Consider the following 17,496-nt stretch of genomic DNA (forward strand, 5'->3'; position numbering starts at 1 on the left):
ACATTTAGGCAGAAATAAGGTGCTAGTGAGTTATTTAAGTGAGCAATCTCTGTCTCACTTAAAATCCCTTCACCAACACCAAATATTATACAACCGATTAATCGCTGTGCGGCTTTTTGATGCCATCTCAGCATCAAGATAAATCCCCTTATATAGGCCTAGTAAGTTATTCTTACAAAAAACAAAAAAATCGATGCGTTGATATCAATATAAAAGAAGAAAAAAGCACATTTCCGTTATATGGCAGGTTTGATACAGTTATATTACATTATGATTAAAAGGGTTTCATTCTTAAATATACCTATGGTAAGCTACAAGAGTCGAAAAAATTAACCGTTCCTTAATAGGAGGATTTAACTATGTTACCTAAATTAACAAAACATATCACAAAAAAGAATATATTGATTGCGCTCTTCACTACTCTACTAGTTACCCTGGTTGTTGGAGCTTTAAACATCCAACAAAATGTTGCTTACGCAAGTGACAATGTTAAACTCAACACGATCTATCATGTGTATCTTGATGATGTGCATATCGGTCCTGTAAACGATAAAGAAACAGTAGAAAAAGCGATTGAGACAGCGATCGAACAAGAAACAAAAGCACGTGATGATGCCTATACATTAGGAGTAAAACAAGACGTGACTTTTGTGAAAGAAACAGCTTTTCAATTAACCGACCAAGCAGAAAAGACGGTTGAACAAGTTGAAGACGCACTTGAGATTGATGTGAAAGCAACAGCCCTACAATTTGATGGTGAAACCGTTGGATACTTTAAAGACCAAGCAGCTATTGACACGCTACTCTTTAACTATCAAAAGCAATATGTCAGTGAAGACGTCTTACAAGCACTTATTGAGTCTGAAGGCGAGCCTGTTGTACAAGATAACGTCACAATTAAAGCTGTCACTTTTTCTCGTCCGGTTGAAACAACAACAAACATTGTGAGCGAAGACGAATTATTATCAGTCGATGAAGGCTTAAGATTGTTAGGAAAAGGGACGCTAACAGATAAGATTCACACTGTAGAAACGGGCGATACGTTGTTTGGTATCTTGAATCAATATGATGTTAGCCTTGATCAATTACTTGAAATTAATCAAGACTTAACAGAAGAATCAGTACTTCAAATCGACCAAGAAATTAACGTCACTGCTTACGCACCATTTGTTGATGTGGTCGTTAACCAAGAGGAACAAGTCGAAGAAGTTATTAAATTTGAAACAATCGTAGAAGAAACAGATGCGTTATATAAAGGCGAAACACGTACGATCACAGAAGGTAGCGATGGTGCTAAAGACGTGACATACGATATGGAACTTGTGAATGGTAAAGTCGCATCAAAAGAAGTACTTGAATCAACAGTCACAAAAGAAGCTGTTGATAATAAGGTCGAAAAAGGAACAAAAGTGATCTCATCACGCGGTACCGGTGATTTTAGCTGGCCAGCTGTTGGTGGCTACTTATCAAGTCCTTACGGACCTCGTTGGGGTTCATTCCATAAAGGGATTGACATAGCACGCCCATCAAACCGCAACATTCTCGCAAGTGACAATGGTGTGGTTGAAAAAGTAAGTTATGGTTCTGGTTATGGTAACTACTTAGTCGTGAACCACAATAATGGCTACAAAACATTATACGCTCACCTTTCAAATGTGAGTGTAAATGTTGGTCAAACCGTACCAAAAGGCGCTGTCCTTGGAACAATGGGTTCAACGGGTCGCTCAACCGGTATTCACTTACACTTTGAAGTGATTAAAAACGGATCAAATATTAACCCAACAACCGTTCTTTACTAAACGACATACAATAATGAAACCTCCATTACTTCGAGAGACAGTAATGGAGGTTTTTAATCGTCTTAGAGCGAGAAGACACCTTTCACTAACATTCGGTAGAATGTTTAGTCGGGCATTCAATGGTTTAGTTTTTAATTTAGGGTGAAGTAAGGTAAAATGATAGTAGCTGTGAAAAATCGAAGGAGGATCACGTATGGCTTATAAAATATTAGTAGTAGATGATGAAAAACCAATCGCAGATATATTGAAGTTCAACTTAGAAAAAGAGGGGTATGAGGTTATCTGTGCCTATGATGGTGATGAAGCTATCGCAAAAACACAGGCAGAGAATCCTGACCTTATCCTTTTAGATATTATGTTGCCGAATAAAGACGGCAACGAAGTGTGCCGTGAAGTACGTAAAACCCACAACATGCCAATTATTATGTTGACGGCGAAGGATTCAGAAATTGATAAAGTACTTGGATTAGAACTCGGGGCAGATGACTATGTCACCAAACCCTTTAGTAACCGCGAAGTGATTGCGCGAGTAAAGGCCAATTTACGCCGCCAACAACAACCAGTGGAAAGTCAACAGTCAAATGATATTGAAGTTGGCCAACTTGTCATTCATCCTGACTTATATAGTGTGACCAAGTCAGGTAAACAAGTTGATCTTACTCACCGTGAATTTGAGCTCCTTCATTACTTAACCCGTCACACCGGTCAAGTAATGACGCGCGAACACCTTCTTGAGACAGTTTGGGGTTATGACTATTACGGTGATGTCCGGACAGTTGATGTGACCGTGAGACGGTTACGCGAAAAAATAGAAGACACACCTAGTCACCCGATGTGGTTAATTACTAGACGCGGGGTTGGCTATTATTTAAGAAATCCTGAACAGGAGTAATGCTATGAAGAAAGTCAGTTTCTTTCAATCGATTCGCTGGAAAATTATTGCGATTATGATTTTACTATTACTCCTCGCGATTCAGGTCATCGGTGCTTATTTTGCTCAGCGACTAGAGACCGATTTAAAACAGAGCTTTGAAGATTCGATTGAAGATCGTTTAGAAGTGCTTAATTATAATGTTCGGGAAGCTTTTACAACAGACCGAACAGATACAGAGGAAGGCTTAACATTAGAACAGGACATTGCGAATGTATTAGCTTTTTATGGGCGTGATGATGACTACTCACGCCTTCAAATCGTGGACCGTCAGTTTCGGATTGTTGGAACGAACACTGAAGCAACGGATGTCGGGAAATTAGTGTCGGGTGAAAGTCGCGTGCGGTCTGTTATTATGTCCGGGACACCGGTTCGATCGATTGAACGTAACGCTCAGACAGGTGAGCGACATCTCGTTCACATTATCCCAATCACTAGTAATGAAGAAGAATCACTCGGGGCGATTTATTTAGAAGCCTCAATGGAAGATGTTTATAGCCAACTTCAAAGTATTAACCGGATCTTTTTAAATGGGACGTTAATCGCGATTGCCATTAGTGCGCTTGTTGGTATTCTCGTCGCTCAAGCCATCACTAAGCCGATCACAGAAATGCGTGAACAAGCGAAAATCATGGCGGAGGGTGACTTCTCTCAAAAAGTTAATATCTATGGCGTCGATGAAATCGGTCAACTCGCCGATACATTTAATGAAATGAAAGAACGGATCAAAGTTGCGAATTTAATTACTGAGGAAGAACGTCGAAAACTTAGTTCGATTCTATCTAATATGTCTGATGGTGTTATTGCGACTAATGAACAAGGTGAGATTACCTTAATGAATGAGCCCGCGATGGTACTATTAGGACAAACGTTGGAACAATTAAAAGGGCAGTCACTCTTTGAGGTGTTAAATATTGATGAATCAACCGTCGATATATTAGAAATGCAAGATTCAGGCTCAATTACGATTGATATGAGCGATGATGAACAGTTCTTTTTACTCAAAGCCAACTTCACGTTTGTTTTAGATGAATATGAGCGGTTTAGCGGCTTAATTACCGTCCTTAGTGACGTAACTGAAGAAGAAAAAGTCGAAAGCGAACGCCGTGAATTTGTCTCTAATGTATCGCATGAGTTAAGAACGCCGCTAACAACCATGCGAAGTTACTTAGAAGCTTTAACGGACGGGGCGTGGGAAAATAAAGATATTGCCCCACATTTTTTAGAAGTCACACAGAATGAAACTGAACGAATGATTCGCTTAGTCAATGACTTATTACAGTTATCTAAAATGGATCACAAAGAGATGGATATGATGAAAGAACGCGTCAATGTCATTCCGTTCTTCCACCACGTTCTTGACCGCTCTGAAATGAACAAAGACGAAAGGGTCCGGATCGACCGAACAATTCCGAAAGATAGTATTTTCTTATGGATGGATAAAGATAAAATTATTCAAGTTATTGATAACATTATGTCGAATGCTTTAAAGTACTCACCACCAGAAGGGGTGATTCGCTTTAAAGTGACCAAAGAAAGAAATCGAATCAAGGTGATGATTCAAGATCAAGGGCCGGGTATTCCACCGGATAAACTCGATAAAATCTTTGATCGTTTTTACCGCGCGGACCGAGCCCGGTCACGTCAACTCGGCGGAACAGGTCTTGGTCTTGCGATCGCCAGAGAGATTATTCAAAATCATCACGGACAAATATGGGCAGAATCAGAAGAAAAAAAAGGCACAAAAGTTTTCTTTACACTGCCATTAATCGCACGAAAACGAGGGGTGTCATGATGCCTATCGAACATATTAAATCATTTATATTAATCTTACTGATCACATCGAGTTTAATCCTTACCTTTGCGCTGTGGAGTGATCAGCCGAACTACCAAATGCAGACCGAACAAGAAGACTTAATCGATGCCGAATTTGATGGGGGCGTAAAACTGTCTCGTTCTGAGGTTATTAAACCTGTTGAGATGATTCGTCACAATGAACAACTCGAGACACCAGTTGGGTTAAAGTCAGATGAGCGAATGACGCGCTTTAACGAAGCGCTTAAAAATCTTTCGCTTTATAATTTCTCTAGAATTACCATGAATGAAATTTGGTATCAAGAAGAACCCAATCGCCTTGAAGTCGTTTTTCAGACCGCTCTACCGAGCGGAGTGTTAATGGACTTGTTTAATGTTGATGCTGAGACGTATGTCCCCTCAGGAGATTTTAACCGGATCGTCTTCTTAGAAGGACATGATCTTTATCAGATTCTTTTTGTGAATGATGGCGATGATGAAGTTATTGTTGCTAGTGCCCAAAACTTTTCACAAAACGTGGAGCTTTTTACGCAAATATTTAATGCAGAAGAAGAACCTTATCGTTACTTAACCTTTGAAGGAACAAGAGGGGCATTGATTTATTTACCTGAGACTTTGACTAAACAGACGAAGTTATTTGCCTATACAGAGCTGAGTCAAGACGATTTCATTAATCTCTTATTCAGTAAACCATCGATTGTGCGCAGCGCGTATACGTATGGTGGTGATACGAACTATATCGATGGGACAAGAGAAATGATTGTTGATGGCCGCGGGATAGAATTTACCAATCCAACTAATGAATCACTTGATCAGTTAGTACAGCCTTCACCTAATCAATTGTTTGATAAAGTCCAGAATTTTATTAATACCCATTTAGGGTTTACCTTTAAAGAACCGTTTGGGTATCAACTAAGTGGCATTAACCAGACGGCAACATCAAACGAAGTCACCTATACGTTAACGTATCAAGATACGCCAATCTTTTATGACCGGGATCTAACGGAAATTATGGTGCGCTGGCATAATGATAGTGTCTATCAATACTATCACCCACTCATTATGATGTTAGCTCAACGCGGGATTGGACAAGAAACGTCAAGTGTTCCAAGTGCAGAAGCGGTGATCGAGATTTTAAATGGACCGAATTATCAAGGAACGGCTATTTATGACGTTGTACTCGGTTACCGGCTAACGGAACAATCCGATAGCCAAGGGCAAGTTTATGCGCTCACACCGACCTGGTATGTTAAAGGCGTGTATGGCTATAGTCCACTCGTTCTTCCGTTAGAAGAAGCGAAAGGAGGGATGGCGCATGCAATGGGGTCAAATTAAATCCCTGTTTATTATTTGTTTTCTTGTGCTTAATGTGTTTCTAGCGAAACAACTGATTGACCGAGAAGATGAGACACTCTCCGCCTTACCTGAAGCATCAAAAGAAGAAGAACTAGAGTTAAATATTTCTGGACTCGGTCAATTAGACCAAGAAGTACTTGAAGCACCTCTTCTTTATACAAATAGCTATAACTTCAATGAAGTAGAAAATATCGCCGGAGAACTCACCAATCAAGAAGTCGTTGTAGCCAATGCTACCACACTCTTCTCCCGGATGACGTCACCTGTCGCGTTATCAATCGGTGATGATGAAGCTTTTACAGCTGCGCTCACCCAACATGTGTATTTAGGTGGTACTTTCGAGGAGTACCGTTATCTAGAAGAAGCAGGCCTCATCGTGTTCTTTCAGCGGATTAACTACCCGATTTTTTATAACACACAAGCTGTGTTATTTGTTAAAGTGAATGATGCTGGAGAAATGACACATTATATGATGCGCGCGCTTGATGTTGTCGAAGAAGACCAAGAAGAAAATGAACAAACTTTAATCACAGAATATGATGCTGTCTACCGGATGTATCATAATTCGAATATATTAAAAACAGGTGATGAAATATCGGATGTTGAATTAGGTTATCATAACCTTGTCTCACTACCTAGCGGTGAACAGTTACTTAATCCAACGTGGCAAGTAAGTGTGAATGGCACGGTCGATTATTTCATTAACGCCATTGAAGGACATGACTACCCGCAATATACAAACTTTATTACTGAAACGCTCGATGACTTTGTCACGCTGTTAATGCCGGGTTCATCACGTCAATATACGTATTACTCACTAGATGAAGACCGGGAGGAAGAGGATACATTATTATCTTCGATTAGACAGCCGTTTATCACAACTTATCAACAATTAACTGAGGTGGAATCTGAATGACTTTAAGCTTTTCTGTACTTGCCTCAGGTAGCTCAGGCAATGCATTTTATATTGGCACAGACAACGAACGTATTTTGGTTGATGCGGGTTTAAGTGGAAAAAAACTCGATCAACTCTTTCAATCGATTGATGTTGATCCAAAATCTTTATCGCGGATACTTGTGACTCATGAGCATAGTGATCACATTAAAGGCCTTGGTATTTTTGCCCGTAAGCATCGGTTGCCGATTTATGCGAATGAAAAAACATGGGAAGCGATGGAGGGTAAGCTTGGGAAACTCTCACTTGATCAAAAGTTTACCTTTGATATGGAGACAGTCCAATGTTTTAATGGGATTGATGTTGAGTCGTTTGCCGTTTCACACGATGCGGCCGACCCGATGTTTTATACGTTTCATCACAATGGCAAAAAAGTCTCGCTCGTGACCGATCTTGGTTACGTATCTGACCGGATTAAAAAAACCGTTGAAGCATCTGATGCGCTTATTTTCGAAGCGAATCACGATATTTCAATGTTACAGATGGGACGCTATCCGTGGAGTGTGAAACGACGAATTTTAGGCGACTATGGCCATGTCTCAAATGAAGATGCGGCCATCGCTTTAGAAGATATTATTTCAGATGCGACAAAGCGGATTTATTTAGCGCACTTAAGTAAAGATAACAACATGAAAGATTTAGCGCGAATGGCCGTAGAACAACATTTAACTGAGAAAGATTTTCCGATTAATCACGGCCTAAAAATCTTTGATACCGATCCAAACGAATCAACAGCACTTTATCACTTAAATGATTAAAGGATGTGTGAGCGATGGTCTATTATGATGATGGGACCCGTAAGAAACATTACCGTTATAAACGACGGGAACGAAAGTGGTTAGCGGTTTTAATCGCCTTTATCTTAGGTGCCTTTTTATTTGCGGTTGCTTTACCGTATATCGCAAGTACAGGGATACTCCCGTATACGGTTGTGGATAAGGAAGACTTAAGACAGAACATACCGATTCAACAAGTAAGGACCGAACAAATATCAGACTTAACGACCATGATTGAACACGCAACCCCAACCGTTGTTGGAATTGAAAGTGTTGGTGAGAACTTTTTAGGCCTCTTCCCCCAACAATCAGGTGGGACAGGTTCGGGTGTTATTTATAAGCTCACAACGGACAAAGCTTACATCGTTACCAACCATCACGTCGTAGAAGGTGCAAATGACGTACGTGTCGTCCTCTCGACTGGAGAGCGCTTAGACGCACAAATCCTTGGAACGGACCCTTATACTGACCTTGCGGTCGTTGAAATTGACAAAGGGCCAATTGAGAAGGCGATTACCTTTGGTGACTCTGACTTGATTAAAGTCGGTGAAGCGGTGATTGCGATTGGGAATCCGCTCGGTCTTGACTTATCTGGTTCAGTCACCAAAGGTATTATCAGCGGGAAAGAACGGATGATCCCGATTGATTTAAGTGGCAACAATCAAGCTGACTGGCAAGTTGAAGTGATGCAGACCGATGCCGCGATTAATCCAGGGAATAGTGGTGGCGCATTGTTAAATACCGAAGGACATCTCATTGGGATCAATTCGATGAAGATTGCTGAATCGAGTGTCGAAGGGATTGGCTTTACGATTCCGATCAATGAGGCGATTCCAATCATTGAAGAATTAGAATCAAGTGGTCAAGTCAGACGTGCCTTTTTAGGGATTGAAGCCTATAGCTTAATGGAAGTACCAAGAGACCGCTGGGAAGAGACATTAAACTTACCTGAGAATGTTGAAGCAGGCGTGGTACTTAATGCGGTCGTTCCTGGTTCACCAGCGGATGATGCCGGCTTACAAGCACTTGATGTGATTGTAAAGCTAGATGAGACTCCCGTTGCTGATATGATTGACTTACGAAAATATTTGTATCAAGCAAAACAACCAGGTGAAACGATTCTGGTGACGTATTACCGCGACCAAGTTGTTCAAACGACAGAATTTGAGTTATCCACACAATCCAAATAGTGAAACTAAGAGAAACCCGCTTGTTTACCTAAACTTTAGGTAAAAGAAGTGGGTTTTTGTGTATAAACAGAAAAGTTATTCACAGGGTGTGGACAGAATTGTGAGTAACTCGCTAGATATAGGTGAGAACGGAGGTTCGAACACTAAATAAATGAATCGGTCGTAAATATTGTGTAAACAAATCAGACATTTCCGGGGAAAAACTGTGGGTTTCCTGTTGAAAAGCAGTGAATAATTAAAAAGTAAGCTTTTTGTGGATAGTGTTGTGGATAACTATTTAATAAAAAATAAAACGACTCACCACGATGACTTTTCCACACAATGTTCATTCGAGAGTAATTACTTAACATTAGGTGTTAAAAACTAATAATGGTATAATGAGTAACTTCATGTATATAATATAGTAAATATGTGAAAAAGTTGAGGAGGGTGATGCTATGAAAAATAACGTTGGAAAAATGGCATATCTATCATTAGTAAGTCTGACCGTGATTGGTTTTGTTTTAATTTTCACCTCAGGACTGTTTGGTGAAATGTTTGGCAATATTGCCTTGGAGCAAAATGGTGGAGGAATGGCTACGATTGATTATGAGCGGGTCTATACGACAACGACGGCGAATGTCAGAACAGTAGGTAGTATTCTTGCATTAATCGGGGGCTTCGGCTTACTGCTCAGTGGCTATTTGTATTACCAGAAATTATAGCTCAAATAGATAAATAAAATCATCCTCCTAGCTTAAGTAGATAAGCCAGGGGGATGATTTTTTAAAATGTCTTAGTGATCTTTTAGGATGTCATTAATCTTTGTGAGTTCATCACTAGAGAAATGTAAGTTATCAAGTGTCTTCACATTCTCTTCAATTTGACTCATTTTACTTGCCCCGATGAGAGTAGTTGTTAAGCGCCCTATTACTGAAAAAAATTAAGCATACTTATCAAACAAAAACTTTAAAATGCATGACATAAGTTCGGTAGGTTGATCCTCCTGCACTAAATGTCCTGCGTTAGGGATTGAAGTGAATGTTGATGTTTTTATTTTATTGTGTAATTTATGCCCGCTTTCTAAAGGGATCCAACTGTCTTGCTCTCCCCAAACAATTAACACGGGCTGAGTAATTTTACTGTATAGTGATTCTATTTCATCGGTATATTTTTGGTCAGCCTGTGCAATTTGACGATAAAAGGCACTTTGACCTTTAGGACTCTGCCAAGGCTCAACAATGCCTTCTAATGTTTCTTGGTCCATTGCTTTATATTTTGCTCCTTGGACATAGGTTGAAACCATTGATTTATGTATATACTCAGGAATGCCTTGGAAAACTTTTTCATGCTTGTTCACATGTGAAAAGAAATCAGATCCCCAAGGCGCAATCGCAACAGGATCAACAAGTATGATTTTTTCAAAATTCCTTTTTCGCAAAAGGTGTGTTCTTAAAACAGTAGTGCCTCCAAAATCATGTCCAATTACTATAGGATTTTTCAAATCCCAATGATCGAGAAGTTCTGAGAATATTTTATCCTGTATTCCAAGTGAAACATTTCCATTTGGTTTTTCGGACTGTCCATAACCTAAAAGGTCATAATAGTACACAGTGAACCACTGACTTAGTGCAGGAATTATATGTCGCCAGTTGAATGATGACCACGGAGTGCCATGAACAAGAATAATTGGCGGACCTTCTCCTTGAATATCATAGCTTATATTTCCAAACGATGATGAAAAGTTTTTTGTTAGTTTAAATTTTTTCATAAGAATATTCCTCCAGTTTTAGAATCTATCTTTTGTTCATTTTATAATAGTTCTTTAACGTATTCAATCGAACTACTCCTGCCTAACATTCTAATGAATGTTAGGCAGGGGGTTCCGTATAGACACCCTAAAGGTGACCCATGCTGGTTCAACTAAGCATAGGTTTCAACCGCCACAAACCTATTTTCTTAACATCTATTAAAGCCTGTTGGAGAAATAGTGCGTTCCAGGAACACGACTTGCTTAGGTCGAATCGTTCTACCAGACAGGGTACGTGTCATATACGCCCACGAGGAATGTCAGAACAGTAGGTGGTATTCTCGCATTAGTCGGGGGATTCGACTTACTGCTTAGTGGCTATACGTATTATCAGAGATTATATCCGTCTTAATTTAAAAGAAACAAATAGAATCATCCTCCTAGCTAAACCAAATGAGCCAGGAGAATGATTCTTTGAAATAGGCCAATACCTTAGTGATCTTTTAAAATCTCATTAATTTTTGCGAGTTCATCACTAGAGAAGTGTAAGTTATCAAGCGTCTTCACATTCTCTTCAATTTGACTCACTTTACTGGCCCCAATGAGAGCACTTGAGACCGTGTTATCACGCAGAACCCAAGCAAGGGCCATTTGAGCGAGTGATTGATCCCGTAAGCGGGCCATTTCATTCAGTTCAATCACTTTGTTGATGACGTCTTCTTTAATATCTTTTTCGTTTAAGAACGGGATATGGGCTTTACTTGCGCGTGAATCTTTTGGTACCCCTTTTAAGTACTTACTTGTGAGTAATCCTTGGGCGAGTGGGACAAACGCAATGGCACCAGCGCCGTTTGCTTTTAACACATCCAGCAGCGATTCTTCGACCCAACGGTTTAACATTGAGTAAGACGCTTGGTGAATAATGAACGGTGTTTTTTGTTCTTTTAAAATTTTAACTGCTTGTTTTGTTTGTTCGGCGTCATAGTTAGAAATCCCAACATACAGCGCTTTTCCTTGTTTGACGATTAAGTCAAGAGCTTGCATTGTTTCTTCAAGCGGGGTGTCTGGGTCTGGACGGTGGTGATAGAAAATATCAACGTAGTCTAAACCCATTCGTTTAAGAGATTGATCAAGACTTGAGACAAGATATTTCTTTGAGCCCCAGTTACCATAAGGACCATCCCACATATGAAAGCCGGCTTTAGATGAAATCACTAGCTCATCACGGAACCCGGCGAAATCTTTCTTTAAAATTCTACCGAAGTTCTCTTCTGCTGAACCAGCGGGAGGACCGTAGTTATTGGCGAGGTCAAAATGGGTAATCCCTAAATCAAAGGCTCGGGTTAACATCGCCCGCTGATTTTCGAATGAATCTGGTTCACCAAAGTTGTTCCATAACCCTAAAGAAATCGCAGGTAATTTTAAGCCGGAATTTCCGACCCGGTTATACGTCATGTTGTCGTAACGTGAATCGCTTGGTTTATACATATCGATAGCCTCCTAATATAATAAAAAATAAAAATAAAAAGAAAATAAAAAAAAATAAAAAAGAAAACAAAGGAATAAACACAAACATACTAAAACGGTGATAGAAAAAAGTAACGCGTAAAATGATAACGCTTACTTCGTGTTAGAAAGAAAAGCAGGCTAATTAATAGCCTACTTGTACGGCCGCATTGACGATATACATGAGGTCGTTGTTGTCTTGTTGTTCCTCGAGGTAAATCCCGCTTGTCGTTTTTAGACCACCAGGCACGACATCAACTGTGACGGTTCCGTAAGGAATCTCAGCTTTAATTCTATCAATGTCTACTTCATTCACGTCTGTTGGAACCCCTAAGACGACATTGACTTTCATATTATGTAGCGATTGTTCAGGTAAGAAGTCTTTAATGCCGGGCATTGAGTTATAATGAATCGCATTCACGACCGCACGAACGGCTGCCTTAGTCACGTCTTGGCCATGGGTATCAATCCCAACACCCGTCTCAACAAAAATCATTTTTTCCATTCCTACATCCTCCTCATCAATTTGACTGTTCCAGCTTTTATCCCTAATGTTAGTTTATCACAAATGAAAAAAGATAAACATGAAAACACATGTGGTTAGGGTGTAAATAGCTACGGCGGATGTTGTATTTATCTATTATTTCCGCAATAACATAATAGATAAAAGGCTAAAATCAAAGAAAGTAATAGCAGATTTTAATATTTCCCGGGAAATAGCACGAATTATTAACAAAAATCATTTAAATTCAAGAAACGCTGCTATGATTTGTTATAATGGAAATAGACAACCAAAAACGGCAAATAACAATGAATAAAAGTAAAATCAGTAATCCCTAATTTATAAACAAAGGATGTGACGCGTCATGCTTTCTTTAGAGAGGATGATAGAAGACCTGAATCAATTAGCCACTTATACAAGCACAGTTTCTGGTGTTACCCGACTAAGTTTTACAAAAGAAGAACGAGCGGCTAAAGATTATTTGAAGAAACAAGCCCAAGCACATGAGTTAGATACAACAGAAGATGCGATTGGTAATTTGTTTATTCGCTATCCAAGTGAAAATACCGAAGCGAAAACATTACTGATTGGTTCACATATTGACTCGGTCGTGAGTGGCGGGGAATATGACGGGACACTCGGTGTCATCGTTGGACTAGAACTTTTACGCCATGCGAGTGAGACGCATTTAACGTTACCGTTTCACTTAGAAGTCGTTGCTTTTACTGATGAGGAAGGGGCTCGGTTTAAAACCGGCATGATCGGTAGCCGTGCTTTTGCCGGGACGTTTCATGAAGAAGAGTTAGCGTCTATCGATAATCAGTCAATCTCACTTGAAGAAGCAAGAACAGCAGCAACAAATCAGCCACTTGACTTAACTGAGATAAAAGCTGATGTTGATCAGCTATTAGGTTATTTAGAAGTTCATATTGAACAAGGGAAAGTACTCGAACAATTAGACTTACCGGTTGGAATAGTCAGTGGGATTGTCGGGTTAAATTGGTATGATATTGAAATAACCGGTGAAGCAGGCCATGCGGGGGTGACACCGATGGATGAACGGAAAGATCCTGTCATTGCCCAGTCAGCCTTTATGCTTCAATTACATAACGAAGTGAAGAATAACAGTCAGGCCGTTGTGACCTTCGGTCAAATCCAGGTTGAACCAGGCAGCATTAATGTCATTCCAAGTAAAACAACGTTCTCGATTGACTTACGTGATATTGAACAAACAGAACTTGACCGGCTCGATCAACATATCCGCGAACTAGCAAAAGACATTGAAGCGGATTATGGCGTCACGATCAACGTGAAAAAGTTAGATGAAGCAAAACCTGTGAAAATGTCAGGCGCGATGATCAGCCAGCTAGAAACGGCAATGAAAGGCAATGACTATCCTGTTCACACACTTCCAAGTGGGGCTGGTCATGATGCGATGCATCTGGCAGAAATCACGCAGGCAGGGTTACTGTTCCTCCGGACACCTAACGGTGTCAGTCACCGCCCGGATGAAACCGTGATACCTGAAGATGTGTTAGTCGCAGCGGATGTATTATTAGACACAATCCTCGCGTTAAGAAACAAACATGAATAATTTAGGTACAAGAAAGAACAACGCCACAAGCAAAAACTAATAAATATAACTAACGATCAATCAACAGCTTAAAACCGAAGAGGTGACAGTATGCAGATTAGTGTGATCAGCGTAGGAAAGTTAAAGGAAAAGTATTTAAAGCAAGGCATCGATGAATATAAAAAACGTCTAGGCGCTTATTGTACGCTTAATTTAATTGAAGTGCCCGATGAAAAAGCACCGGAAAAGTTAAGTGATGCAGAAATGGAAGAAATTAAAAATAAAGAAGGCGAACGCATCTTACAAAGAATTAATCAAGATACGTATGTCATTACCTTAGAAATCAAAGGTAAACAATTAACCTCAGAACAACTTGCCAAAGAAATGGATCAGTTAGCGATCCACGGTAAAAGTAAGGTCGCATTTGTGATCGGTGGGTCACTTGGACTGAGCCAAGACGTGATGAACCGCAGTAACTTCGCCTTGTCGTTTTCAAAGATGACGTTACCACACCAGTTGATGCGGCTAGTACTACTTGAGCAAGTATATCGCGCATTCCGTATCAATAGAAATGAGCCATATCATAAGTAAAGAAGTTTGAAAACTGCTTACGATCAAACGTATTTGTAGTATTTTGAAATGACATAATAAATGAGAAGCAAAAAATAAATCAGCAGAATTTTAAGAATAGCTTATATTATAGAGGAAGTTATCATAGGTGGGGAAATATGCATATTAAAATAGATTTTTTTCAAAATAACTTTATACAAGCAATAGGTGCAGGAGTATATGAGGTTAGTATACAAAAAGATAATAAATCAAGTGTTCTTTACATAGGCGAATCAGTTTTCGTTTTAGTAAGATGCGCATCTCATTTATATGAACTAAAGAAAAATCCAGAATACTTTGGTTTTACACATGAGACTATCACAGACCCTAGCATAACATTGAGGTTTAGGCTGCTTAAACAGTTGGATAATAAAGGTGAACGGAAAAAAGAGGAATTAAATTTAATTAAAAAGATACAACCATTGAGTCAGAGGGGTGTTAATGATTACCAAAAGAAAATAGAAGAAAAGGTTTCAGCGCTTACTCGATTCCTTACAGAGAAAAATTAAAATGAGATGTTGTTAATAGATTATTATAATAAACATTTCATCTAAATTAACATATCAATATTTTTAACACTAAAAAACAAATCATATGTCTCTTTTGATGGTAAACAGCAAGTGGGGTGTAGCAATGAACAAATTTATTGCTAATTAGGGTTTATTTGTTTTTTGCAGTAGTTTTAAATCGTCTGTGACAAAGAAAATTTCTATTGCAATAGCGTTTGAATGTAGATAGTGAAACAAAGAGATTTGCAAAGTTCAAATCTTGTAGATTCAATAATAGTATTGGCAATTATTACAACTTCTATGTAGGAGTTAGAACTTAAATTAGACAGGAGGAAATACTATTATGGAAAGAGGAAATGTATTAGTCATCGGTAATTCAGGTGTTGGGAAATCCACTTTAATTAACACTGTTCTAGGTAGCGAAGTAGCGGAAAGTGGATTTGGCTCTACGGGAACTACAAAGGAATTGAAAATTTATGAGAGCAAAGAAATCCCCTTTAGAGTGATTGATACGGTAGGTTTTGAGCCATCGTTTGGAAAACAACTGATGGCAATTAATTCAGTGAAAAAATGGTCTAAGAGTAGTATTAAAGACAATACAAAAATAAATATGATTTGGTTCTGTGTTGATGGAACATCAAGAAAATTATTTTTCAAGACGATTAAAAATTTAGCAAAAGCAACAACTATGTGGAAAAGTGTCCCTATTGTAGTGGTAATTACTAAATCGTACTCCAAACCAGAAAGAACAGAAAATATAGCGATGGTTGAGGAAGTCTTTAGCGATATGGAAAAGTTCAACGAGAATTTGAAAGCAATTGTCCCAGTGGTTGCCTCTACATACACAATTAACGAGACAACTTTTGTGCCACCTGAGGGTATTGTGGAGTTAATTGATATTTCTAACCAATTGATGCCAGAAGGGATAAAAGCTGGTGATAACGATGTCTATAATTTTAAGCTAAGAAGAAAAATGGCTTTGGCACAAAGTATTGTTGGATTCTCAGTGACTTCTGCAGCTACAGTAGGTGCCGTCCCCATTCCTTTCGCTGATGCACTAATTCTGGGTCCAATTGAATTAGCTGAAATAAAGGGATTAGCCCAACTATATGAAATTAATAGACATAAAGATTCAAGTCCCTTTGTAGATTCTATTATTGAAATAGGAACGGTAGGTGCTGCAGCAAAATTAGCCATTAGCTCAATTAAGGCTATTCCTGGACTTAATATAGCAGCTAGTGTTGTGAATGCTGTAGTGGCGGGGTCAATCGTCGCAGCAATTGGAGAAGGATCTATTTATGTGTTTGAGAAAATATATAAGGGCGAAAAGACTGTTGAAGATATCGAGTGGATGAAGAAAGTAATGGAAAATAAATTATCTTCTCAATTCATAGAAAATGTTGGGGTGATTTTAGGTAAGATTGATAAGAATGCAACCCCTAGAGACATTGCCAAAATGGTTAATACAATCTTTGTATCAATGATTAAAACTAAATAACTCAACTTTCGCAGTCTAAAAATGACTGCGAAACTTAGTGATTCTAAGGACGTTAGTCAGTTAAATACTCATGTTGCTTTTTAAAAAAATATAAAAAAACACCACTCCTGTTTGGTATAATTGAGTTAACCAAAACACAATAACATACAGAAGAGGTGTCTCCTATATGATAACTAATAATGACCTAAATAAGCAACTACCAAATGAATTAAATGTAATTTTTAAAGAACTCAAAGTTTTACAACACTTGAGAAATGCCGGTATTACGAAAGCACTTGGTTTTTCTAGCGGGTATCTATTTCAGCTTGTTTTTGGTCTCATATTCAGAAATAAGAACTGGTTTAGAACACTTGAAAGCAAAAAATCTCACGATTTTCCCGCAAAGGATGCCGTTTATCGCTTTATGAATCACTCAACATTCAATTGGCGTAAGTTCCTACTTAACCTAAGTAGTTATACTATTGGTAAAATAACCAAGTTAACCAATCACCAACGACCAAAGGTTCTCATTTTGGATGACTCATCTTATGATAGAAATCGAAGTAAATCTGTTGAATTACTGGCGCGTTGCTTTGATCATGCTTCTCAGAAGATGAGATACTACAAAGGTTTTCGTTTACTTACACTTGGTTGGTCCGACGGAGCAACCTTTATCCCTGTAGATTTCTCTCTACTAAGTTCAAAGAAAAGCCAAATTAACGGTATCTCACCTAACATTGATAAGAGAAGTTCAGGGTATAAAAGACGC

16 protein-coding genes and 1 pseudogene are annotated in these 17,496 nt (G+C 38.9%); 13 read left to right on the top strand and 4 right to left on the bottom strand.

The annotated features are described in order from the left end of the window. The first annotated feature begins 359 nt into the window (after positions 1-359). The 8 genes from BM098_RS11685 (at position 360) to BM098_RS11720 (ending at position 9,526) form a co-directional block, all read left to right on the top strand. Positions 360-1,799, top strand: a complete 1,440-nt coding sequence (locus BM098_RS11685; protein WP_089833556.1) for a M23 family metallopeptidase — start codon at positions 360-362, stop codon at positions 1,797-1,799. Positions 1,800-1,992: 193 nt separating this feature from the next. Beyond that, the gene (gene yycF, locus BM098_RS11690; RefSeq protein ID WP_089833558.1) at positions 1,993-2,691 is read left to right on the top strand and encodes a response regulator YycF; all 699 of its coding nucleotides are present in this window, start codon (positions 1,993-1,995) and stop codon (positions 2,689-2,691) included. A 4-nt stretch (positions 2,692-2,695) separates the two neighbouring features. After that, positions 2,696-4,525 (top strand): cell wall metabolism sensor histidine kinase WalK, encoded by a 1,830-nt coding sequence (gene walK / locus BM098_RS11695; RefSeq protein ID WP_089833560.1) that lies wholly within the window; start codon positions 2,696-2,698, stop codon positions 4,523-4,525. Continuing rightward, on the top strand, positions 4,525-5,880 hold the full coding sequence (locus tag BM098_RS11700) for a YycH family regulatory protein (protein ID WP_186819704.1): 1,356 nt from the start codon (positions 4,525-4,527) through the stop codon (positions 5,878-5,880). The genes walK and BM098_RS11700 overlap by 1 nt, the downstream gene beginning before the upstream one ends. Next, a complete protein-coding gene (locus BM098_RS11705) occupies positions 5,861-6,817 on the top strand; it encodes a two-component system regulatory protein YycI (RefSeq protein WP_089833561.1) in 957 nt (318 codons plus the stop codon). Before BM098_RS11700 ends, BM098_RS11705 begins: the two co-directional genes overlap by 20 nt. Beyond that, positions 6,814-7,614 (top strand): MBL fold metallo-hydrolase, encoded by an 801-nt coding sequence (locus BM098_RS11710; protein ID WP_089833563.1) that lies wholly within the window; start codon positions 6,814-6,816, stop codon positions 7,612-7,614. Before BM098_RS11705 ends, BM098_RS11710 begins: the two co-directional genes overlap by 4 nt. Before the next feature lie 14 nt (positions 7,615-7,628). Continuing rightward, positions 7,629-8,822, top strand: coding sequence for a S1C family serine protease (locus BM098_RS11715; protein WP_089833565.1), 1,194 nt, complete (start codon positions 7,629-7,631; stop codon positions 8,820-8,822). A 437-nt stretch (positions 8,823-9,259) separates the two neighbouring features. Further along, complete coding sequence (locus tag BM098_RS11720) at positions 9,260-9,526, top strand: hypothetical protein (RefSeq protein WP_089833568.1); 267 nt, start codon at positions 9,260-9,262, stop codon at positions 9,524-9,526. Positions 9,527-9,597: 71 nt separating this feature from the next. Here BM098_RS11720 and BM098_RS14010 read toward each other — a convergent pair. The 4 genes and pseudogenes from BM098_RS14010 to BM098_RS11735 form a co-directional block, all read right to left on the bottom strand. Next, positions 9,598-9,726 (bottom strand): annotated as a pseudogene (locus BM098_RS14010) (L-glyceraldehyde 3-phosphate reductase); the annotation flags it as partial. Between the two features lie 18 nt (positions 9,727-9,744). Beyond that, the gene (locus BM098_RS11725; RefSeq protein ID WP_089833570.1) at positions 9,745-10,572 is read right to left on the bottom strand and encodes an alpha/beta fold hydrolase; all 828 of its coding nucleotides are present in this window, start codon (positions 10,570-10,572) and stop codon (positions 9,745-9,747) included. A gap of 471 nt (positions 10,573-11,043) precedes the next feature. Then, complete coding sequence (mgrA, locus tag BM098_RS11730) at positions 11,044-12,039, bottom strand: L-glyceraldehyde 3-phosphate reductase (RefSeq protein WP_089833572.1); 996 nt, start codon at positions 12,037-12,039, stop codon at positions 11,044-11,046. 163 nt (positions 12,040-12,202) lie between these two features. Next, positions 12,203-12,562: a Lin0512 family protein gene (locus BM098_RS11735; protein WP_089833574.1), complete on the bottom strand. Its 360-nt coding sequence runs from the start codon at positions 12,560-12,562 to the stop codon at positions 12,203-12,205. 361 nt (positions 12,563-12,923) lie between these two features. On the opposite strand from BM098_RS11735, the gene BM098_RS11740 reads away from it, so the two are divergent. The 5 genes from BM098_RS11740 to BM098_RS11760 form a co-directional block, all read left to right on the top strand. Next, on the top strand, positions 12,924-14,153 hold the full coding sequence (locus BM098_RS11740; protein WP_089833576.1) for a Zn-dependent hydrolase: 1,230 nt from the start codon (positions 12,924-12,926) through the stop codon (positions 14,151-14,153). Between the two features lie 90 nt (positions 14,154-14,243). Continuing rightward, a complete protein-coding gene (gene rlmH / locus BM098_RS11745) occupies positions 14,244-14,723 on the top strand; it encodes a 23S rRNA (pseudouridine(1915)-N(3))-methyltransferase RlmH (RefSeq protein WP_089833578.1) in 480 nt (159 codons plus the stop codon). A 137-nt stretch (positions 14,724-14,860) separates the two neighbouring features. Then, the gene (locus tag BM098_RS11750; protein ID WP_089833580.1) at positions 14,861-15,250 is read left to right on the top strand and encodes a hypothetical protein; all 390 of its coding nucleotides are present in this window, start codon (positions 14,861-14,863) and stop codon (positions 15,248-15,250) included. A gap of 343 nt (positions 15,251-15,593) precedes the next feature. Continuing rightward, positions 15,594-16,748 carry a GTPase gene (locus BM098_RS11755; RefSeq protein ID WP_089833582.1) on the top strand — a complete coding sequence of 385 codons (1,155 nt, stop codon included), beginning with the start codon at positions 15,594-15,596 and terminating at the stop codon, positions 16,746-16,748. A gap of 166 nt (positions 16,749-16,914) precedes the next feature. After that, positions 16,915-17,496: transposase (locus tag BM098_RS11760; protein ID WP_143423413.1), on the top strand; the 582-nt coding region annotated here is incomplete at its 3' end.

The organism is Halolactibacillus halophilus (assembly GCF_900115605.1).
Taxonomy (GTDB): domain Bacteria; phylum Bacillota; class Bacilli; order Bacillales; family Amphibacillaceae; genus Halolactibacillus; species Halolactibacillus halophilus.